General features: G+C 65.2%; 18 protein-coding genes. 5 read left to right on the top strand and 13 right to left on the bottom strand.

Annotation, left to right across the window (positions count from 1 at the left end):
• Window positions 1–348, top strand: coding sequence for a DUF1840 domain-containing protein (locus tag FYM52_RS15250; protein WP_042419439.1), 348 nt, complete (start codon window positions 1–3; stop codon window positions 346–348).
• 129 nt (window positions 349–477) lie between these two features.
• Here FYM52_RS15250 and FYM52_RS15245 read toward each other — a convergent pair whose 3' ends face one another.
• The 8 genes from FYM52_RS15245 to FYM52_RS15210 all read right to left on the bottom strand — a co-directional run bounded on the left by FYM52_RS15245 (window position 478) and on the right by FYM52_RS15210 (window position 10,307).
• Window positions 478–1,467, bottom strand: coding sequence for a tripartite tricarboxylate transporter substrate-binding protein (locus FYM52_RS15245; RefSeq protein ID WP_154164712.1), 990 nt, complete (start codon window positions 1,465–1,467; stop codon window positions 478–480).
• A 344-nt stretch (window positions 1,468–1,811) separates the two neighbouring features.
• The gene (locus FYM52_RS15240) at window positions 1,812–3,059 is read right to left on the bottom strand and encodes a phenylacetate--CoA ligase family protein (RefSeq protein WP_154164711.1); all 1,248 of its coding nucleotides are present in this window, start codon (window positions 3,057–3,059) and stop codon (window positions 1,812–1,814) included.
• Window positions 3,060–3,151: 92 nt separating this feature from the next.
• Entirely contained in the window at window positions 3,152–3,961 is an 810-nt protein-coding gene (locus FYM52_RS15235) for an ABC transporter ATP-binding protein (RefSeq protein WP_042419448.1), read from the bottom strand.
• A 135-nt stretch (window positions 3,962–4,096) separates the two neighbouring features.
• Window positions 4,097–5,419: an ABC transporter substrate-binding protein gene (locus FYM52_RS15230; RefSeq protein ID WP_045265971.1), complete on the bottom strand. Its 1,323-nt coding sequence runs from the start codon at window positions 5,417–5,419 to the stop codon at window positions 4,097–4,099.
• A 77-nt stretch (window positions 5,420–5,496) separates the two neighbouring features.
• Window positions 5,497–6,573, bottom strand: coding sequence for a branched-chain amino acid ABC transporter permease (locus FYM52_RS15225; protein ID WP_154164710.1), 1,077 nt, complete (start codon window positions 6,571–6,573; stop codon window positions 5,497–5,499).
• Between the two features lie 33 nt (window positions 6,574–6,606).
• The gene (locus FYM52_RS15220) at window positions 6,607–7,536 is read right to left on the bottom strand and encodes a branched-chain amino acid ABC transporter permease (protein ID WP_042419456.1); all 930 of its coding nucleotides are present in this window, start codon (window positions 7,534–7,536) and stop codon (window positions 6,607–6,609) included.
• 27 nt (window positions 7,537–7,563) lie between these two features.
• Window positions 7,564–8,349 (bottom strand): ABC transporter ATP-binding protein, encoded by a 786-nt coding sequence (locus tag FYM52_RS15215; protein ID WP_042419459.1) that lies wholly within the window; start codon window positions 8,347–8,349, stop codon window positions 7,564–7,566.
• Window positions 8,350–8,372: 23 nt separating this feature from the next.
• The gene (locus FYM52_RS15210) at window positions 8,373–10,307 is read right to left on the bottom strand and encodes a long-chain fatty acid--CoA ligase (RefSeq protein WP_154164709.1); all 1,935 of its coding nucleotides are present in this window, start codon (window positions 10,305–10,307) and stop codon (window positions 8,373–8,375) included.
• Between the two features lie 285 nt (window positions 10,308–10,592).
• On the opposite strand from FYM52_RS15210, the gene FYM52_RS15205 reads away from it, so the two are divergent.
• Both FYM52_RS15205 and FYM52_RS15200 read left to right on the top strand, forming a co-directional pair.
• Window positions 10,593–11,333: a Crp/Fnr family transcriptional regulator gene (locus tag FYM52_RS15205; RefSeq protein WP_174435626.1), complete on the top strand. Its 741-nt coding sequence runs from the start codon at window positions 10,593–10,595 to the stop codon at window positions 11,331–11,333.
• 78 nt (window positions 11,334–11,411) lie between these two features.
• A complete protein-coding gene (locus FYM52_RS15200; protein WP_154164708.1) occupies window positions 11,412–12,632 on the top strand; it encodes a hypothetical protein in 1,221 nt (406 codons plus the stop codon).
• Between the two features lie 99 nt (window positions 12,633–12,731).
• Here the strand turns inward: FYM52_RS15200 and FYM52_RS15195 are convergent, their stop codons facing one another.
• From FYM52_RS15195 to FYM52_RS15185, 3 genes are all read right to left on the bottom strand, one after another.
• Window positions 12,732–13,880, bottom strand: coding sequence for an alpha-hydroxy acid oxidase (locus FYM52_RS15195; RefSeq protein WP_154164707.1), 1,149 nt, complete (start codon window positions 13,878–13,880; stop codon window positions 12,732–12,734).
• A 5-nt stretch (window positions 13,881–13,885) separates the two neighbouring features.
• Window positions 13,886–14,566, bottom strand: a complete 681-nt coding sequence (locus FYM52_RS15190) for a Fe2+-dependent dioxygenase (RefSeq protein ID WP_043381884.1) — start codon at window positions 14,564–14,566, stop codon at window positions 13,886–13,888.
• Between the two features lie 151 nt (window positions 14,567–14,717).
• Window positions 14,718–16,997, bottom strand: a complete 2,280-nt coding sequence (locus tag FYM52_RS15185) for a TonB-dependent siderophore receptor (protein WP_154164706.1) — start codon at window positions 16,995–16,997, stop codon at window positions 14,718–14,720.
• Between the two features lie 234 nt (window positions 16,998–17,231).
• Here FYM52_RS15185 and htpG point away from each other — a divergent pair, with 234 nt between their 5' ends.
• Entirely contained in the window at window positions 17,232–19,178 is a 1,947-nt protein-coding gene (gene htpG / locus FYM52_RS15180) for a molecular chaperone HtpG (protein WP_154164705.1), read from the top strand.
• A 223-nt stretch (window positions 19,179–19,401) separates the two neighbouring features.
• Window positions 19,402–19,836, top strand: a complete 435-nt coding sequence (locus FYM52_RS15175; RefSeq protein WP_154164704.1) for a hypothetical protein — start codon at window positions 19,402–19,404, stop codon at window positions 19,834–19,836.
• A 15-nt stretch (window positions 19,837–19,851) separates the two neighbouring features.
• On the opposite strand, the gene FYM52_RS15170 is transcribed toward FYM52_RS15175, so the two are convergent.
• Together FYM52_RS15170 and FYM52_RS15165 are read right to left on the bottom strand one after the other, a co-directional pair.
• Window positions 19,852–20,799: a diguanylate cyclase domain-containing protein gene (locus FYM52_RS15170; protein ID WP_154164703.1), complete on the bottom strand. Its 948-nt coding sequence runs from the start codon at window positions 20,797–20,799 to the stop codon at window positions 19,852–19,854.
• Window positions 20,800–20,807: 8 nt separating this feature from the next.
• Window positions 20,808–21,214: Hpt domain-containing protein (locus FYM52_RS15165; protein WP_179954959.1), on the bottom strand; the 407-nt coding region annotated here is incomplete at its 5' end.

Raw genomic sequence — 21,214 nt, 5'->3', positions numbered from 1 at the left:
ATGGCCTACACCTTTCAATCACGCGCTACGGCCGACTTGATCATGCTGAAAGCCACCGCCGAGCAGTTGCTGAAGCTGCTGGACAAGCAGGTGGGGGAGCCTGGCATTGTGACGGTCGAGCAGATCCCGCATGCCTTGGATGTACTGGAGCGCGCCGTGGCCGAGGACGATGCCAAGCGCAAGGCAATCGAAATCGAAATGCAGTCCTCGGCGCACGAGGATGTGGCCAAGGCGGCCCTCGCATCGGCGCAACTGGGCTCCGTCAGCCTGCGCCAGCGGGTGGTGCCCTTTGCCGACATGTTGCGCCGCAGTGCGGCCGAGGGCAAGCCAGTGACCTGGCACCTCTGACGCCAGACCGGGCCCGCTGCGCGAAGGTGCGCCGCGGGTCGCTTGCATAAAAAAATCGCCTGGGTGCGTGTGCGCCCGGGCGATTTTTTTGGTGGGCATGGCGCTGTGCCATGCCCTGGGCCCAAGGCCTTAGTCGGCGAACTGGCCGGCGGCCTTGATGACCTTGCCCCAGGTTTCGATTTCCTTGGCCACGAACTTCTTGTGTTCGGCGGGTTCGACACGGCTGTCGGCCACCACCACGGCGCCCAGGCCTTCCTGCTTGCGGACGAACTCAGGGTCTTTCACGGCCTGCTTCAGGGCGTTGTTCAGCTTGGTCAGGACTGCGGCTGGCGTGCCCTTGGGGGCGTACAGGCCGTGCCAGACGGTCACGTTGAAGCCCTTCAGGCCCGAAGAGTCCAGGGTGGGGATGTCTTTCAGGGCGGGGGCCTTCAGCGGCTGCAGCGTGGTCACGCCGTAGGCCTTGACCTTCTTGCCTTCGATCTGCGACGAGGTGTTGGTGGTCTGGTCGCACATCAGGTCGATGGTGCCGCCCATCAGGTCGGTGATCGCAGGGGCGGCGCCCTTGTAGGGCACGGTGGTCATCTGCGTGGCCATCGCGCTCTGGAACATCAGGCCGCACAGGTGGCCGGCGGAACCCAGGCCCGAGTGACCGATGTTGACCTTTTCCTTGTTCTTGTTGATGTACTCGCGCAGTTCGGCGAAGTTTTTGGCTTCCAGGGTGGGACGGCCAATCACGGTCATGGGCACGTCGTTGACGATGCCCAGGAATTCGAAGTCGTTGAGCACGTCGAACGGCAGCTTGCGGTACAGCGAAGGCATGGTCGACATGCCGATGTGGTTCAGCAGCAGGGTGTAGCCATCGGGATTGGCGCGGGCCACCTTGGCGGCGCCGATGGAGCTGCCGGCACCGGCCACGTTTTCGATCACTACGGTGGCGCCACCCAGGGGCTTGCGCAGGGCTTCTGCCAGATCGCGGGCCACACGATCGGTGGGGCCGCCGGCGGTGAAGGGAACGACGACGGTGATGTTCTTGCTGCCAGGGAAATCTTGGGCTGCCACACCGAACGAAGTGGCGGCGGCTGCCAAGGCGATGGCGGCAATGCGGAATGTCTGGGCCATTGTGTGTATCTCCTAACGCTTGTAAGGGGGGAATGCTATGAATATGTGGTGGGATGCCATCTCCGCACATTCCCTAGGTTGTCCGGAAAAAATTCTAAGAACGGAAAATGCTTGCGCGAAATCAATCAACGGCGTGCGGCAGTGGTGTTGCCAAGGTGACTTTAAATTCGTGAAATTTCGAGTAAATGCGCGCATTTTTTGACTTGTTCACCAAACAAAACAGGCCCGGAGGGCCTGTGAAGGGTGTGTGTGAAGCTTCGATGGGCGGCCGGTGTGGCCCGCCCACCCAAGGGTCATCTGTGCTTTTTTTGCATCATGCGTTCTGATTTTTGCAATGTGGGAATTTAGGCGTAGCTGCGGGCGTCTTCAATCACCTTGCCGTCGTTGGGCAGGCTGCCGGGTGCCACCAACTGCACCTCGGCGCGCAGCTTGGTGACTTCGCGCACGGCCTCGGCCATCAGCTGCGCCAGGCCGGGCGCGGTCTCGGTGCTCTCGACCAGCATCGTCATCTGGTCGTTGGCCATCTCGCCACTGACCACCAGCCGGGCCTTGCCGGCCTGGGGGAAGCGCTTGACCACTTCCGAGACCTGGCCGGGGTGCACGAACATGCCGCGCACCTTGGTGGTCTGGTCGGCACGGCCCATCCAGCCCTTGATGCGCGCATTGGTACGCCCCGTGGGGCAGGTGCCGGGCAGCACGGCCGACAGGTCGCCGGTGCCGAAGCGGATCAGCGGGTAGTCGGGGTTCAGGGTGGTGATCACCAGTTCACCCACCTCGCCCTCGGGCACGGGGTCGCCGGTACCGGGGCGCACGATCTCGACGATCACCCCCTCGTCCAGGACCAGGCCTTCGCGGGCCGAGGTTTCATAGGCGATCAGGCCCAGGTCGGCCGTGGCGTAGCACTGGTAGGCCGTCACGCCACGCGCCTGCAGCCAGTCGCGCAGCGAGGGCGGGAAGGCTTCGCCACTGACCAGGGCCTTGTGCATCTGGGGCAGGGCCACGCCCAGTTGCTCGGCCTTTTCCAGGATGAGCTTGAGGAAGCTGGGGGTGCCGATGTAGCCGGCCGCCTGCAGCTCGGCCATCGCCTGCACCTGCTGTTCGGTCTGACCGGTGCCGCCGGGGAACACGGTGCAGCCCAGGGCGTGGGCCCCGGTTTCCATCATCGAGCCGGCGGGCACGAAGTGGTAGCTGAAGCAGTTGTGGATCAGCTCGCCGGGGCGAAAGCCCGCCGCATAGATGGCGCGGGCCATGCGCCAGTAGTCCGGGCGCGTGCCTTCGGGCTCATAGATGGTGCCGGGGCTGGCGAAGACGCGGGGCATGCGCGCACCGAAGGCCTGGGTGGCAAAACCGCCGAAGGGGCTGCTGGCGCGGTGGGCCTGCTGGGTGGCCAGCAGTTCGTACTTGCGGGTCACCGGCAACTGGGCCAGTGCGGCGCGCGAATCGATGTCGCCGGCCTGCACGCCTGCCAGGATGCGGGCAAAGGCGGGCGCGTGCTGCTGCGCATGGGCCACCTGGGCCGGCAGCGCCGCCATCAGCGCGGCTTCGCGCGTGGCCGGGGCGCGGGTCTCCAGATCGTCGTAATGCTGGCTCATGCGGGTGCTCCAAAACTTGGAATGAGATTTGAGGGTGAAATATGCCGTTTGCGCCCTGCTGGCGGGCGCAAGCAGCTATGGATTTGTGGTCTTCATGCCAGCCAGCGCTTGCGGCGCTTGTAGCTCTTGACATCCTTGAAGCTCTTGCGCTCGCCACCGCCCACGCCCAGGTAGAACTCCTTGACGTCCTCGTTGGAGGCCAGATCGGCTGCGGGGCCATCCATCACGATGCGGCCGCTTTCCATGATGTAGCCGTAGTCGGCGTACTTCAGCGCCATGTTGGTGTTCTGCTCGGCCAGCAGGAAGGTCGTGCCTTCCTTGGCGTTCAGGTCCTTGACGATGTTGAACACCTCTTCCACGATCTGCGGCGCCAGGCCCATCGAGGGTTCGTCCAGCAGCACGATGTTGGGGTTGCTCATGATGGCGCGGCCGATGGCGCACATCTGCTGCTCGCCGCCCGAGGTGTAGGCCGCCTGGCTGGTGCGGCGCGTCTTTAGGCGCGGGAAGTAGTTGTAGACCTTCTCCAGGTTGGCTGCGATCTCGCCCTTGTCGCTGCGGGTGTAGCTGCCGGTCATCAGGTTTTCCTCGATGGTCAGGTGGGCAAAGCAGTGCCGCCCCTCCATGACCTGCACCACGCCCCGTTTGACGAGGTCCGCAGGCGACAGGTTCTGGATCTGTTCGCCGCGCAGCTCGATGCTGCCCTTGGTCACCTCGCCACGCTCGCCCTTGAGCAGGTTGGAGATGGCGCGCAAGGTGGTGGTCTTGCCGGCGCCGTTGCCGCCGAGCAGGGCCACGATGCCCTTTTCGGGCAACTGCAGCGAGACGCCCTTGAGCACCAGGATGACGTGGTTGTAGATGACCTCAATGCCGTTGACGCTGAGGACGATGTTCTGTGCTTGCATAGTCGTGCCTTTCAACCAATCGACAGGCCTGCGCATGGGTGGCAGGACTGTCGGCTGGGCACTGCGCCGAAGCGGGCAGTGCCGTTGCACAAGTGCTGGAGCCGGGCTGGCACCGGAGAGCCAGCCCGTGCTGCATTACTTGCAGTCCGCAGCGGCGCGGCGGGTGTGCTTCTTGTCGGCCAGGTACTTGTCGCCCTGTTCCTTGATCAGCGGCTCGATCACCTTGTCATCCGACTGGTACCAGTCGCTGCCCATGTTCCACTTCTTGCCGTCCCAGGTGTGGATGCGGGCCCAGGTGGAACCCATGTGGTCGCCGCAGCTGGTCTTGAGCGGACGCATGATTTCCTCGAAGCCCAGCTCCTTCAGGCGCGCGTCCGTCAGGTTCAGGTTTTCGTAGCCCCAGCGCACCTGCTCACCGGTCATGGGCTTGCCCTTGCCGAACTTCTCCTGCGCGGTGCGGATGGCTTCCACGGTCAGCATGGAGATGATCATGCCGCGGGTGTAGAGCACGGAGCCGACTTCGTCACGCGGACCGGTGCCGGCCTTCTTGTCGTGCACGTGCTTGAGCACGTCCTGCGCCACCTTGGTGTTCTGTCCATAGCCGTTCAGTGCCAGGGTCTGGTAGCCCTTGGCGCCTTCGCCCACGTCGCGGACGTCGGGTTCGGCACCGGCCCACCACACGCCATACAGCTTGTCACGCGGGAAGCCGGTGGCCTGGGCTTCCTTCAGTGCGGTGGAGTTCATCACGCCCCAGCCCCACAGCAGGGCAAAGTCGGGACGGCTCTGGCGCAGCTGCAGCCAGGTGGCCTTCTGCTCCACGCCGGGCGCGGTCACGGGCAGCAGTTGCAGCTCGAAGCCGTGCATCTTGGCGCGCTCTTGCAGCACCGGGATGGGTTCCTTGCCGAAGGGGCTGTCGTGGTAGATCAGCGCAATCTTCTTGCCCTTGAGCTTGTCCAGGCCGCCGGCCTTCTTGCCGATGTGCTGGATCAGGATGTCCGCGCCGGTCCAGTAGCTGCCCATGAAGGGGAAGTTCCACTGGAAGGCATTGCCGTCCTTGGCGATCGACAGACCGTAGCCCAGCGTGATCAGCGGGATCTTGTCCACGGGCGCCTTTTCGGTCAGCGCGAAGGTGATGCCGGTGGCCTGGGGGTCGATCGCGGCCACGAAAGGCTTGCTCTTCAGGCGCTCGTAGCACTCCACGCCGCGGTCGGTGGCGTAGCCGGTTTCGCACTCTTCATAGGCAATCTTGACGCCGTTGATGCCACCGTCGCGCTCGTTGATCAGCTTCAGGTAGTCCTGCTTGCCGTTGGCCCATGGAATGCCGTTGGGGGCATAGGCGCCGGTGCGGTAGGACAGCAGGGGGATGAATTGCTCGTTGGCTTGTGCCGCTGCGCTGCCAGCAAAGCCGGCACCGGCGGCAACCAGGGTGGCCGCCAGGGCCAGACGGGTGAACTTCATGGTTTGTCTCCTTGTTGGGATGGATCTCTAACGTCACCGAAAACGCGCAACACGCGCACACACACCTTGAAACTCGATCAATGCGGGAAAGGCCAGACGCGCATCTTCTGCTTGCCGATGGACCACAGCTTGGCCAGTCCATGGGGCTCGACGATCAGGAACCAGACGATCAGGCCGCCGAAGATGATGAATTCCGCGTGCGACACGCCGGCCGTGGAAATCTCGAAGCCGAACAGGTTGGCCAGGGCGGGCAGCAGCAGGCTCAGGAAGATGGGCAGCACCACGATGAAGGCCGCGCCGAAGAAGCTGCCCATGATGGAGCCCAGGCCGCCGATGATCACCATGAACAGCAGCTTGAAGGAGATGTCCACCGAGAAGGCGGCCGGCTCCCAGGCGCTCAGGTGCACAAAGGCCCACAGGGCGCCGGCCACGCCGACGATGAAGGAGCTGACGGCAAACGCGCTGAGCTTGGCGTACATCGGCCGGATGCCGATCACGCTGGCGGCCACGTCCATGTCGCGGATGGCCATCCACTCGCGGCCGATGGCGCCGCGCACCAGGTTCTTGGCCAGCAGGGCCAGCACCACCAGCACACTCAGGCAGAACAGGTACTTGGACTGGGCCGAGTCGATGGCCATGCCGAAGACCTGCAGGTCCGAGACCGACACCGAGCCCGAGGGCGAGTTGTTGGTGAACCACTTGATGCGCAGGAACATCCAGTCGCTGAAGAACTGCGCGGCCAGCGTGGCCACGGCCAGGTACAGGCCCTTGACGCGCAGGCTGGGCAGGCCGAACAGGATGCCGAAGAAGGTGGCGCACAGGCCGCCCAGAATGAGGGCAGGAATCAGCGGCATGCCGGGGATACGCACGATGACGTTGTAGGCGCCGTAGGCCCCCACGGCCATGAAGGCCCCCGAGCCCAGCGAGATCTGGCCGCAGTAGCCCACCAGGATGTTCACGCCCAGCGCGGCCAGCGACATGATGACCAGGGGGATCAGGATGGCGCGGTAGAAGTAGTCCGAGGCAAACATCGGCACCACCAGGAAGGCGGCGGCGATCAGCACCAGGATGGCGATCTTGTCCTGGCGGATGGTGAAGATCTGCTGGTCGGCCCGGTAGCTGGTTTTGAACTGACCGTTCTCACGATAGAACATGTGTGTCTCCTAATTGTTCTGGGGGTGGACCGGTCAGACGCGGTCGATGATCTTTTCGCCAAACAGCCCTTGCGGACGGAACAGCAGGAACACCAGGGCCAGCACGTAGGCGAACCAGATCTCGATGCCGCCGCCCACATAGGGGCCCAGGTAGACCTCGGACAGCTTCTCGCCCACACCGATGATCAGGCCACCGATGATGGCGCCGGGTACTGAGGTCAAACCGCCCAAAATGACCACTGGGAGAGCGCGGAGTGCTACGGTTGTGAGAGTGAACTGCACGCCCAGCTTGGAGCCCCAGATCATCCCGGCCACCAGGGCCACGATGCCGGCCACGCACCAGACGATGACCCAGATGCGGTTCAGCGGAATGCCGATGGACTGGGCGGCCTGGTGGTCGTCGGCCACGGCACGCAGTGCGCGGCCGGTGCCGGTCTTCTGGAAGAAGATGGACAGGGCGGCCACCAGGCAGGCGGCGATCACGGCCGCGATCACGTCTTCCTGGTTGATCATCACGCCGCCGTCAAACACCGAGTCCAGCACGAACACCGGGTCCTTGGGCATGCCGATGTCGATCTTGTAGATCTCGCTGCCGAACAGCGTCTGGCCCACGCCTTCCATGAAGTAGGTGATGCCCAGCGTCGCCATCAGCAGCGTGGCGGCATCCTGGTTCACCAGGTGGCGCAGCACCAGGCGTTCGATGACCCAGGCGCAGACGAACATGATGGCGGCGGCGATCACAAAGGCCGCGACGTTGGCCACCAGCTTGCTTTCCAGGCCGGTCCACTGCGGAATCCACTCCGCAAAGCGCGCCATCGCCAGGGCCGCGAACAGCACCATGGCGCCTTGGGCGAAGTTGAAGACACCCGAGGCCTTGAAGATCAGCACGAAGCCGAGGGCCACCAGGGCATACAGCATGCCGGCCATCAGGCCGCCAAACAGGGTTTCCAGAAAGAATGCCATTGCGAGTCTCCCGTGTTCCGTGGTGGGTCAGTGGCTGGTGCCCAGATAGGCACGGATCACGTCTTCGTTGTTGCGCACTTCGTCGGGGGCGCCGTCGCCGATCTTCTTGCCGTAGTCCAGCACGACCACGCGGTCCGAGATGTCCATCACCACGCCCATGTCGTGCTCGATCAGCACGATGGTGGTGCCGAATTCGTCGTTCACGTCCAGGATGAAGCGGCACATGTCCTGCTTTTCCTCGACGTTCATGCCGGCCATGGGCTCGTCCAGCAACAGCACCTGCGGCTCCATGGCCAGGGCACGGCCCAGGTCCACGCGCTTTTGCAGGCCGTAGGGCAGCTGGCCCACGGGCGTCTTGCGGAAGGCCTGGATTTCCAGGAAGTCGATGATGTGCTCGACGAATTCGCGGTGCGCGATCTCTTCCTTCTCTGCAGGCCCCAGGCGCAACGCCTGCATCAGGAGGTTGCTTTTTATCTTCAGGTTGCGGCCGGTCATGATGTTGTCGATCACGCTCATGCCCTTGAACAGCGCCAGGTTCTGGAAGGTGCGGGCCACGCCCATTTCGGCCACCTGGCGGCTGTTCATGTGCGAGAAGGTCTGGCCGCGGAAGGTGATGGAGCCTTCGCTGGGCGTGTAGACGCCGTTGATGCAGTTGAGCATGGAGCTCTTGCCGGCGCCGTTGGGGCCGATGATGGAACGGATCTCATGCTCGCGCACATTGAACGAGATGTCGGTCAGCGCCTTCACGCCACCGAAGCGCAGGCTGATGTTCTGGATGTCCAGGATGACATCCCCAATCTTCTTGTCTGTCATGGCTGCTGCTTTCTGGGTGCGGCTCAGGCGGCGACGCGGGATGCGGGATAGGTCTTGGCGTTGAGGATCTGCAGCGTGGCGCTCACGCTGCCCGTGCGCCCGTCTTCGAACTTGACCTGGGTTTCAATGAATTGCTGGGTCTTGTCGCTGTAGAGCGCATCGATCAGGACCGCGTACTTGTCGGCAATGAAGTTGCGGCGCACCTTGCGGGTGCGGGTCAGCTCGTCGTCGTCGGGGTCCAGCTCCTTGTGCAGCACCAGGAAGCGGGCGATCTGGGTGTCGGCCATGCCGGCTTCGGTGGCCAGGTCGGCATTCACCTGGGCCAGGCATTCGCTGATCAGCTCCAGCACCTGGGGCTTGGAGGCCAGGTCCACATAGCCGCCGTAGGGGATGCCCTGGCGCTCGGCCCAGTTGCCCACGGCTTCGTAGTCGATGTTGATGAAGGTGCAGACCTGGTCGCGCAGGTTGCCGAAGCACACGGCCTCCTTGATCTGCGGGAAGAACTTGAGCTTGTTCTCGATGTAGTTGGGCGCGAACATGGCGCCGGTGTTCATCTTGCCCACGTCCTTGGCACGGTCGATGATGCGCAGGTGGCCGTCCTCGTCCAGCACGCCGGCATCGCCGGTGTGGAAGTAGCCTTGCTCGTCGATGACTTCGGCCGTGGCGTCGGGGCGCTTGTAGTACTCCTTGAGCACCGACACGCCCTTGACCAGCACCTCGCCGTTGTCGGCAATCTTCAACTCGATGCCGGGGGCCGCCTGGCCGACGGTGTTGAGTTTGACGTGGCCGTTCTTCTGGATGCAGACATAGGCGCAGGTCTCGGTCTGGCCATAGAGCTGCTTGAGGTTGATGCCGATGGAGCGGAAGAACTTGAACAGGTCGGGGCCAATGGCCGCGCCGGCGGTGTAGGCCACGCGGATGCGCGACAGGCCCATCACGTTGCGCAGTGGCCCGTAGATCAGCAGGTCGCCCAGCTGGTACTTGAAGCGGTCCAGCGCACTGACGGGCTTGCCGTCCAGGATGTCGGCGCCGACCCGCTTGGCCAGTTGCATGCACTTTTCATACAGCCACTGCTTGGCCGGGGCGGCATCTTCCATGCGGATGGAGACCGAGGTCAGCATGCCTTCGAACACCCGGGGTGGGGCGAAGTAGTAGGTGGGGCCGATTTCGCGCAGGTCGATGTTGACGGTGCTGGCCGATTCCGGGCAGTTGATGGTGAAGCCCGCCACCATCCACTGCGCCAGCGAGAACAGGTGGTCGCCCACCCAGGCTGGGGGCAGGTAGGAAATGATGTTGTCGGCCGGGGTCAGTCCATCGACCTCGACACCGCCCTGGGCTGAGCCGATGAAGCTGGCGTGGGTCTGGCACACGCCCTTGGGCTTGCCGGTGGTGCCCGAGGTGTAGAGGATGACGGACACGTCCTCGGGCTGCACAGCCTTGGCCATGGAGTCCCACACGCCGGGGTGGCTGCGGTCCCACTCGGCGCCCAGTTGCTTGAGCTGCTCGGTGCTGATCAGGCCGGGCTGGTTGTAGTTGCGCAGGCCACGCGGATCGTCATAGATGATGTGCTGGATGCCGGGGTGCGATTCGCGCACTTCCAGCAGCTTGTCGACCTGCTCCTGGTTTTCCGCGAAGGCGAAGGCAATGTCTGCGTCCTGCATCACAAAGCCCATCTCCTGGGCCACGGCGTCCTGGTACAGCGGAATCGGCACGGCGCCCAGGCTCTGCACGGCGACAAAACCGATGTAGACGTGGGGGCGGTTGTCGCTGATGAAGGCCAGGTTCTGTCCCTTGGCCAGTCCGAGGGCCGCCAGGCCGCAGGCCATGTGGCGCGCATCCCGGGCCACATCGGCCCAGGTCCACGTCTGCCAGATGCCGTATTCTTTTTCGCGCAGGGCAGCAGCGTCGGGCCTCTCGGCGGCATGCTTGAGCAGCAGGTGCGGAAACGTGGTCACCATTGCAAATCCTTACAGCTTGTCAATCTCGAACTCGGCGATGGAGTGCGTCGTGAAGGCGACGACCCAGTCAATGGAGGCGATAGTAGGCAGGGGTTTGACGTTTTCTTGTCTTTACAACGACATTCAGGGGAAAGACCTAATCGGGTAATTACGCGGGTTTTGGCGTTTTTTCTGCGTGCGTTCGCTGTTTTTGACCTGCATCACGAACTGCGGACAAGGGCGGTGCCACTGGTCGTGGCAAACCCGAATGGCATTGCGCCGGGGTCTGCGCACATGCTCGGGTGTATGACTTCACGCACGACCTTGTACCAACGCCGTCGCCTGGCCACCCCGGAAGAGATTGCAGGCATTCCCTGGATGCAGTTGCTGCAGCCGCACGAGCGCGAGCGCGCAGTGGTCGGCCTGCAGGTGACCGAGGCCTGCGTGGGCGAGTTCGTGTGCCATGCGGGGCGTCCCGTGAGCTACTGGTTCGGGCTGATCGACGGTCTGCTGAAGATGAGTGCCGACAATGTGGACGGCATGACCATGACCTTCACCGGCGTGCCGCCGGGCGGCTGGTTCGGCGAGGGCACGTGCATCAAGCGCGAGCCCTACCGCTACAACATCCAGGCCCTGCGCAAGAGCGTGATTGCCGGCATTCCCATCGACACCTTCCAGTGGCTGCTGGACAACTCGCTGGGCTTCAACCGCTTCATCATGAACCAGCTCAATGAGCGCCTGGGGCAGTTCATCGCCGCGCGCGAGATCGACCGCATCAGCAACCCCGATGTGCGCGTGGCCCGCAGTCTGGCGGCGCTGTTCAACCCGGTGCTCTACCCCGGTGGTGGCTCGGTGCTGCGCATCACCCAGCAGGAGCTGGCCTACCTGGTGGGGCTGTCGCGCCAGCGCGTGAACGAGGCCCTGGCCACACTGGAGGCGCATGGTGCCATCCACGTGGAATACGGCGGCCTGCGCGTCATGGACCTGCAGGCTCTGCGCGACGGGCGCTTCGCCCCTGGCAAGCGGGTGGCGCTGGCGGTCGGGTAAAACGCGTGGGCATCGGCGGCCTGCCGAGCACAACTGGGCCAGCGGGGGGACAATAGCGGACCAACTCCAAGAGCCAACATGTCTTTCAAAGACCAACCCCATTCCCGGGGCCCCTCCAAGCCAGGTGCCCCCCGTTCCGCCAAGCCCGCCGGTGCGCGCCGCGATGGCGAGGACCGCCCCCGTGGTGGTGCACGCGACGAACGTGCGCCCCGCCGTGAAGGCAGCTTTGGCGGCGGTGACCGCCCCCGCTTCAACGACCGCAACGACCGCGGCCCCCGTCCCGAACGCAGCTTTGGCGACCGCCCCCGCCGCGAAGAAGGTGGCTTTGGCCGCTCGGACCGCCCACGCTTCAACAGCGACGAGCGCGGACCACGCCGTGAAGGCGGCGGTTTTGCCGGTGGCGACCGCCCCCGCTTCAACGACCGCAACGAGCGTGGCCCCCGTCCCGAGCGCAGCTTCGGCGACCGTCCTGCGCGCCGCGAGGAAGGCGGCTTTGGCCGTTCGGACCGCCCGCGTTTCAACAGCGACGAGCGCGGACCACGCCGTGAAGGCGGCGGTTTTGGCGGCGGTGACCGCCCCCGCTTCAACGACCGCAACGAGCGTGGCCCCCGTCCCGAGCGCAGCTTCGGTGACCGTCCTCCGCGCCGCGAAGAGGGTGGCTTTGGCCGCTCGGACCGCCCGCGTTTCAACAGCGACGAGCGCGGCCCGCGCCGTGAAAGTGGCGGTTTTGGCGGCGGCGACCGCCCCCGCTTCAACGACCGCAACGAGCGTGGCCCACGTCCCGAGCGCAGCTTCGGCGACCGCCCGCCACGCCGCGAGGAAGGTGGCTTTGGCCGTTCGGACCGCCCGCGCTTCAACAACGACGAGCGCGGCCCACGTCCCGAGCGCAGCTTCGGCGACCGTCCTGCGCGCCGCGAAGAGGGCGGTTTTGGCCGCTCGGACCGCCCCCGCTTCAACGACCGCAACGACCGTGGCCCCCGTCCCGAACGCAGCTTCGGCGATCGTCCCCGCCGTGAGGACGGCGGCGCCGGTCGTTCGGATCGCCCCAGCTTCAACCAGGACCGTGGTCCCCGTCCCGAGCGCAGCTTTGGCGACCGCAAGCCCGGCTTTGGCAAGGGCCCGCGCAAGGACGGCGGCGACCGTGGTGGCCGCGAGTCGCAGGGCGATCGCTCCTTCCAGCCCCGCGAGGGCGAAGAGCGCCGTTCGCTGGGCGGCATCCGCACCTACCGTGCGCCTGCATCCCTGAAGGGCAAGGCCGCCCCGGTCAAGGTGATCCGCCGTGAAGAGGACGACCAGTAAGACCGGCTGAAAACATAGCGCCTGGCGCTGGTGTTTCAAGCCGTTCAAGGCCGAAAGGCTTTGAAATCAAGAAAGGGAGCGCGCAAGCAGCTCCCTTTTTTATTGCTTGGACGCTGCCGGCTGCCAGAGCACCTGGGGCGTGATGGTTTCCACGCTGGCGCAGCCCAACTGGGCCATGGCCAGTTCCAGCTCGGCCCGCAGCAGGTGCAGCAGGTGGGCCACGCCCAGCATGCCGGCCGTGGCCAGGGCGTGCAGCTGGGGCCTGCCGATCAGCACGACGTGCGCACCCAGGGCCAGGGCCTTGACCACGTCCGTGCCGTGGCGCACGCCGCTGTCCAGCAGCAGCGGCACGGTGGGGCCGACGGCCTGGGCGATGGCGGGCAGCACCTCCAGCGGGCTGACCACGCCGTCCAGCACGCGGCCGCCGTGGTTGGAGACGATCAGCGCATCGGCCCCCAGGGCGACGGCCTGCTGGGCCTGCGCCGCGGACAGGATGCCCTTGACCACCAGGGGCAGGCGGGTCTGGTCGCGCAGCCAGCGCAGGTCGTCCCAGGTGGGGGCCTGCTGGGTCAGCGGCGTGCCGAACAGGATGGGGCCTTGCAGTGCGCTGGTGTGCTGGGTGCTGGGCATGCCGCGCAGGTTGGCGGCCTCCACCCCGGGCGGCAGGGGGAAGCCCGAGCGCTTGATGCTGGCGTCCACCGTCCAGACCAGGGCGGTGTAGCCGGCGGCTTCGGCGCGGCGCACCAACTGCAGGCTGTGCTGGCGGTCGGGCTGCAGGTAGAGCTGGAACCAGCGCGGTGCGCCCTGGCCCAGCTCCTGCGTGGCCTGGTCGGCGGTGGCGGCAATGGCTTCCAGCGTGTGGCTGGACAGGGTGCTGACCACCATGCCGGTCTGCAGCGCCATGGCGGCCTGGATGGTGGCCAGCTCGCCCGCCGGGTGCACCAGCTGCTGGTAGGCCACGGGCGCCAGCAGCAGCGGGCAGTGCAGCGGCTGGCCCAGCAGCGTGCAGCGGGTGTGGGCCTGCTGCAGTTGCGCCAGCGGCTGGGGCAGCAGGCGCCACTGGTCGAAGGCGGCGCGGTTGTGCGCCAGGGTCAGGCCCTGGTCCGTGCCCCCCTGGATGTGCTGCCAGGCCTGGGCCTCCACATGGTGGATGGCATGCCGCTCGTAATCGGCGGCATGGGCGATGTCTGGCGGGATCTGTGCGTAGGCGGGGCGCACAGTGGCGCCCAGGGCGTTGAGGGCGGCCATGGGTGTCAGGCCTCGGACCACATGCGCAACAGGTTGTGGTAGGTGCCGGACAGCGCGGACAGCTTGGCGTGGTCCGGGTGGTCCACGGTCAGCTGCTGGATGGACTGGTCCAGATCGAACAGCAGGCGGCGCTGTTCGTCGGACTTGACCAGGCTTTGCGTCCAGAAGAACGAGGCATAGCGCGTGCCGCGGGTGACGGGGTTGACGCGGTGCAGGCTGGTGCCGGGGTAGACGATGGCATCGCCCGCCGCCAGCTTGACGCTCTGGTGGCCGTAGGTGTCCTCGACGATCAGCTCGCCGCCCTCGTACTCCTCGGGGTCGCTGAAGAACACGGTGGTGGACACGTCGGTGCGCACCTTGATGGCGGTGCCGGGGATGACGAACAGGGCGTTGTCGATGTGGTTGCCGTAGGTGCCGCCGCCCTCATAGCGGTTGAAGCGCGGGGGCAGCACGCGCAGCGGCAGCGCGGCCGACAGGAACAGAGGGTTGCGGCCCAGGCGGTCCAGGATCAGGTGGCCCAGCTGGGCGGCGATGGGGCTGTCGATGGGCAGTTGCAGATTGCTCTTGACCTTGACGGCCAGGCTGCCCGCCGTGGTGCGGCCATCCTGCCAGGTGGCCTGTTCCAGGGCCTGGCGGCAGTCGCGGACTTCGTCCGGGGTCAGCAGGGAAGGGATGCGCAGCATCATGGGGTCAGCAGCCTTTCAGAAAATCCGCCCTCGGCGCGGTGGCGGAGGGGCAGTATCTATGGCAAAGCCCCGCAGCAGCCGGTGCTGGCGGGGCTGGAAGGTCGGCCGCCTGCGCCGGATGCAACCCGGGCGCAGGCGGTGTTGTGCCGGCTTAGTACGTGAACTTCAGGGAGGCGACCGCCGAGCGGCCGGCCCCGATGTTGGCGTAGTGTGGCGAACGCACGCCGGTGTAGTACACCTTGTCGGTCAGGTTGTACACATTCAGCTGCAGCGCCAGGTTGGGGTTGAACTGGTAGCTGGCCATGGCGTCGTAGCGGCTGTAGCCGGCCACGCCCTTGGTCACGATGCCGTCATCGACGCTGGAGCGCACATAGCCCTGGGCGACATCGCTTTGGGCGTACAGACCCAGACCCAGTGTCAGCTTGGCCATGGGCTTGTAGCTTGCCCACAGGCTGAAGCTGTGCTTGGGCGTGTTGGGGAAGGGCAGGCCGTTACCGACGTTGTTCAGGCCCAGGTCCTTTTGCTCACTGTCCATGTAGGTGTAGCCACCGAAGACGTTCAGGTTGCGCAGGATCTGACCGTTGAAGCCCAACTCCACACCATTGACCACCTTGTTGCCACCCATGTAGGTGACGCCGTTCTCGGTGATGCGGACATTGGTGACTTCATTGCGGAACAAAGCGGCAGTCAGCCCCAGCTTCTTCTCCAGCAGGTCCCACTTGGTGCCCAGTTCCATGGAGCGCGTCTTCTCGGGCTTCAGGTCGGCCAGGGCGTTGGTGGTGGTGCTCAGGTCTTCGTTGCCGTTGCCCAGCGTGGAGCCGCCGGGGCGCGACGAGGTGCCGAAGCTGGCGTAGATGCTGCCGTTGGTGGCGGGCTTGTAGACCAGGCCCAGCTGGTAGTTGTACAGCGTGTCCGAGCGCTTGAGGTCATAGGCCGGGTAGGCCGTGGCGCCGCGTCCGCCCGCAGGGCCGGAGGCGCTCAGGCGGTAGTGGTCCACGCGCAGGCCAGCATTCAGCAGCCACTGGTCGTTGAACTTCAGGGTGTCGAAGCCGTACAGGGCCGTGGTGTCGATCTGGTTGAGCGTGGGCTGCGCGGGCAGCGTCCAGGCAAAGTTCCAGGCCGCGTTGGCACCGCCGGGGTTGCTCAAGGTGGTGCACCAGGGATCGCTGACCGCTGTACAGGAGCTGCTGGAGCTTTGGATGGCGGCAGAGCGTACTTCAGCCTTTTCCTTGGACAACTCCAGACCGAAGGCATAGCTGTGCCCGACTGAGCCAGTCTGTTCCTTTCCGGTGAACTCGGTCACGTTTTGCAGCGTCGTGGTCTCCGAAACGCGGGCATTGCCACGGCGCCAGACGTAGCCGTTGATGACATTGCCCTTGCTGTCGTCAGGTTGGGTCCAGACGTAGTCCTGCTTGGATTTGCTGTAGCGCAGCGTGTTGCGCAGCTTGTTGGCGTCCGTGAACTTGTGCTCGACCGAGGCGGTGAACAGGTCGCTCTTTTCCTTTTCGTAGTCACGGTTGGTCAGACCGTACCAGTTTTCGCGGCTGTTGCCGTAGGCGGGGCGCACGGTGCTGCCGCCGGGCAGGTTGCCGGCCCAGCTGCTGGCTTTACCAGTAACTAGGCTGCTCGTGTATTGGTAGGGGACACCGCCGTCGGGCACATTGTCGGTCTGCAGGTGCTGCCACGACAGGGTCACTTCCGTGGGCGTGCCCATGCCGAAGGTCACGGTCGGCGCAATGCCCCAGCGCTGGTTCTCGGGGCCGTTGCGGCCGGGCACGTCGGCGTCGTGCGCCATGGCGTTCAGACGGAAGCCGATGGTCTCGCCCAGCTTGCGGTTCAGGTCCAGCGTGGCGCGCTTGTAGTTGTCGGTGCCCAGGCCCACGTCGCCGCTGATGAAGTTGTCGGCCTTGGCCTTCTTGGTCGTCAGGTTGATGGAGCCGCCCGCGCCGCCACGGCCGGCGTAGGCCGAGTCGGCGCCCTTGATGACTTCCACCGATTCCAGGTTGAACACCTCGCGGGTGCCGGCGGCGATGTCGCGCAGGCCATCGACGAAGGTGCTGGACTGGGCGTCGGCGCCGCGGATGAAGGGCTGGTCGCCCGTGGGGCTGCCGCCTTCGCCATTGCCGAAGGTGATGCCGGGGGTGGCCTTCAGCGCTTCCTGCAGGCTGGTGGCGCCGCTTTGCTTGATCAACTCTTCATTGATCACCTGGACCGTCTTGGGGGTGTCGAGCAGCGGGGCCGTGAACTTGGCCGAAGGGGCGGTGTCGACCTTGAGGGACGGCGTGGCGCTTTCCTGCACCGTGACGGTGGACAGGGTGGCGTCTTGGGCAAAAGCGGATGCACCGACGACGCACAAACCCGTGGCCAAGGCCAGCTGGGTGAGTTCGCAGTGCAGTCCGGCCTTGTTGTATGGTTTTGTGGCGTTGGACATGGGAATTTCGCGATGAAAAAAGCCCCTGGGCAGGGGGTGGCGCGAATTCTAAGCGTGATTGATAACAATTCTTTTTTACTTTCTTGTTGATCTGGGTCAGCGTTGCCTGGGGGCAACAGCTGCGGGCGCTATGGGGGACTTGAATTGCCACCAAGTGCCTGCATATGGGGTGCGAGCCGGGTTTCCGGCGTGGTGTGACGGATCGAAACAGAAGACGCAACTCGATAGAAAAACATGAGCAAGCAAACCCATTCCTTCCAGGCCGAAGTCGCGCAACTGCTGCACTTGGTGACGCATTCGCTGTACTCCAACCCCGAGATTTTTATGCGCGAGCTGGTGTCCAACGCTTCGGATGCCTGCGACAAGCTGCGTTTCCAGGCGCTGAACGACGCCAGCCTGTATGGCGACCAGCCGAACCTGGAAGTGCGCATCGCCTTTGACGAGCAGGCCAAGACCATCACCATCACCGACACCGGCATCGGCATGAGCCAGGCCGAGGCCATCGAGCACCTGGGCACGATTGCCAAGAGCGGTACCAAGGCCTTCGTCGAGCAGCTGTCGGGCGACCAGAAGCAGGATTCGCAGCTGATCGGCCAGTTCGGCGTGGGCTTTTACTCCGGCTTCATCGTGGCCGACAAGATCAGCGTGGAGTCGCGCCGTGCCGGTCTGCCCGCCAGCGAGGCCGTGCGCTGGACCAGCGGCGGCACGGGCGACTTCGAGGTGGAAACCATCACCCGCGAGGCGCGCGGCACCAGCGTGATCCTGCACCTGCGCGACGACGCCAGCGAATTCCTGAATGGCTGGAAGCTCAAGCAGCTGATCACCAAGTACTCCGACCACATCAGCCTGCCCATCCTGATGGAAAAGGAAGAGTGGAAGGACGGCGAGAACGATCAGCCCGGCGCCATGGTCAAGACCGGCGAGTGGGAAACCGTGAACAAGGCCAGTGCCCTGTGGACCCGTGCCAAGAAGGACGTGACCGAAGAGCAGTACCAGGAGTTCTACAAGGCCATCAGCAACGACTACGCCGATCCGCTGACCTGGAGCCACAACCGCGTCGAGGGCAACACCGAGTACACGCAGCTGCTGTACATCCCCGGCAAGGCACCGTTCGACCTGTACCACCGTGAGAAGAAGGCGGGCGTGAAACTGTACGTCAAGCGCGTCTTCATCATGGACGACGCCGAAGCGCTGCTGCCCGGCTACCTGCGCTTTGTGAAGGGGGTGATCGACTCGGCCGACCTGCCGCTGAACGTCAGCCGCGAGCTGCTGCAGGAAAGCCGCGACGTGAAGCTGATCCGCGACGGCTCGGTCAAGCGCGTGCTGGGCATGCTGGAAGACCTGGCCAAGCACGACAAGCATGAAGTGTCGACCGAGGCCGATGGCGTGACCGATGTGGTCAGCGAAGAGGACAAGGCCAAGGAAGGCAAGTACAGCCAGTTCTACGCCGAGTTTGGCGCGGTGCTCAAGGAAGGTCTGGGTGAGGACTTCGCCAACAAGGAGCGCATTGCCAAGCTGCTGCGCTTTGCCTCGACCACCTCGGACGGGGTGACGGTCTCGCTGGCCGACTACAAGGCGCGCATGAAGGACGGCCAGGAAGCCATCTACTACATCACCGCCGAAACGCTGGCCGCTGCGAAGAACAGCCCGCAGCTGGAAGTCTTCAAGAAAAAGGGCATTGAAGTCCTGCTGATGACCGACCGTGTGGACGAGTGGGCGCTGAACTACCTGACGCACTTTGACGGCACCCCGCTGCAGTCCGTGGCCAAGGGCGCCGTGGACCTGGGCAAGCTGCAGGACGAGGCCGAGAAAAAGGCCGCCGAGGAAGCCGCCGAAGCCTTCAAGCCGGTACTGGCCAAGCTCAAAGAAGCGCTGAAAGACAAGGCCGAGGACGTGCGTGTGACCACGCGCCTGGTGGACTCGCCGGCCTGCCTGGTGGTGACCGATGACGGCATGAGCCAGCAGCTGGCGCGCATGCTCAAGCAGGCCGGCCAGGCCGTGCCCACCAGCAAGCCCGTGCTGGAAGTGAACCCCGAGCATGCCCTGGTCAAGAAGCTGGACGGCAGCGTGCACTTCCACGATCTGGCGCACATCCTGTTCGACCAGGCCCTGCTGGCCGAAGGCGGTATCCCCGAAGACCCGGCCGCCTACGTCAAGCGCGTGAACGCCCTGCTGGTGTAAGCCGCCCGCTGCGCGGTCCCACCACGTCCGCTCCAGCAGCCCCGGCTGCTGGAGCTTTTTTTTATGCTTGAAAAGCGGATTGACCCTTATCCATCAAGCGCATGGTGCTATGTAATTTGCCAATCACCGTGGTGTGCCGGGTCCGGTGGTCGGCATCGGTAGCGCCACCAGTCTTGGAACACCGGCGTTTGGCAGGGTTTCGTGGGCCGCGCACAATCGGGGCATGCATACACACACCGTTTCTTTGCGCCGGCTGGGCCTGCTGGGCGTGCTGGCCCTGACCGCCTGTTCCCCGTACGTGGGGGTGGGTGTGCCTGTGGGGCCGTTCAATGTGGGTGTTGGTGTGGGCTCGGGCGGTGTGTCGGCCGGGGTAGGCACGGGTGTCGGGCCCGTGGGGGTGGGCGTTGGTGTGGGCTCCAGCGGTCAGGTGACCGGGCATGCGGGCGTGGGTACGTCGGTGCCGGTCGGCGGTGGTGCGCACGTGGGCGCCGGGGTGGGGACGTCCACCGTGTTGCACGCCCCCGGGGCTGAGAGTGCCCCGACCGCATCGGCCCCCGCGCCGGCACCTGCCGCGCCCGAGGCCACCACGGCGCCGCTGCAGTGGCGGGATGCCCACGGCAACGTGGTGCCCGAATGCCGCGTGCGTGGGCGCTGCTAGGCGCTCGGCCGCCGGCTAGTCCTCGCTGATGATCCGGTTGCGGCCGCCGCGCTTGGCGCGGTACAGGCGGGCATCGGCCAGGGCCAGCAACTGGTGGCTGCCGGGCACTTCCTGCGGCGTGGCCGCGGCCACCCCCATGCTGACCGTGACGAAATCCGTGGCCTGGGCCTGCACATGGGGCATCTGCAGGCCGGCAATCGCGGTCTGGATGTCGTGGGCCAGCTTCAGGGCGCCGGAGACCGGGGTGTTGGGCAGCAGGCAGACGAATTCTTCACCGCCGTAGCGCGCCACCATGTCGCCGGGGCGCTGCAGGCACTGGGCGATGGCCTGGGCCACCAGCTGCAGGCATTCGTCGCCGCGCAGGTGGCCGTAGTGGTCGTTGAAGGCCTTGAAATCATCCACATCGATCATCACCAGGGCCAGGGGCTGGTTCTGGCGCTGCATGCGGCTGAATTCGCGCGACAGCATGGTGTTGAAGTAGCGGCGGTTGGCAATCCCGGTCAGCCCATCGCTGTGGGACAGGCGCTCCAGCAGATGCCGCTGGCGCACCAGCTCCAGGTGGTTGCGCACGCGGGCCAGCAGCACGGCGGTGCGGAAAGGTTTGGCAATGAAGTCTGCGGCCCCCATGTTCAGGCCGACTTCCTCGGCGCTCATGTCCGAGATGGCCGTCAGGAAAATCACCGGGATGTGGGCGGTGCGTGGCTCGCTCTTGAGACGGCGGAACAGCTCGAAGCCATCCATGCCGGGCATCAGCACGTCCAGCAGGATCAGGTCGGGGTTGTACTGCAGGGCCAGTTGCAGGCCCTCAGTGCCCGAGGTGGCGGTCTGCACCTCGCACAAGGTGCTGATCACGCTGGCGATCAGCGTGGCATTCATCTCCACATCGTCAATCACCAGCACCTTCTGTGCGTGGGTGGTCGCCAGCAAGTGAGGGTGAATGGGCTGCAGACTTGCGTGGGACATGGCGGGGCTCAGGCTTGGGAAAAACACGCTGGGCAATAGGCGCGCAACTGTGCCACGCCATCTTCCGCGCAATCTGCAATTTGTTGTGCCAGTGTGGTTGTTTGGGCGGCGTCGGCGGCCTTGAGCGCGGTCGACAGGGCGGACGACAGGAAGCCCAGGCGCATCAGCCCGAAGGTGGCCGCCGTCCCGGACAGCTTGTGCGCTTCGGCACGCATGGTCAGCCAGTCGTGCTGGGCAGCCAGGGCGGGCAGGCTGCGCGCCCGCTGCAGGCTGTCGTTGGCAAATTGGGTTACGAGCTGCTGCAGCTTGTCGGGATTGAACAGCTGTGCCAGGGCGTCGATCGCGGAGGCGTCGAACACCAGGGGTTGGGGCGGGCTGGGGGGCGCGGCATCGCTGCCGTCCGGGCGGTCGGTGG

This window comes from Comamonas sp. CAH-2, from assembly GCF_009668305.1.
GTDB lineage: Bacteria > Pseudomonadota > Gammaproteobacteria > Burkholderiales > Burkholderiaceae_C > Comamonas > Comamonas aquatica.
This window is presented reverse-complemented; position numbering and strand designations above follow the sequence as displayed.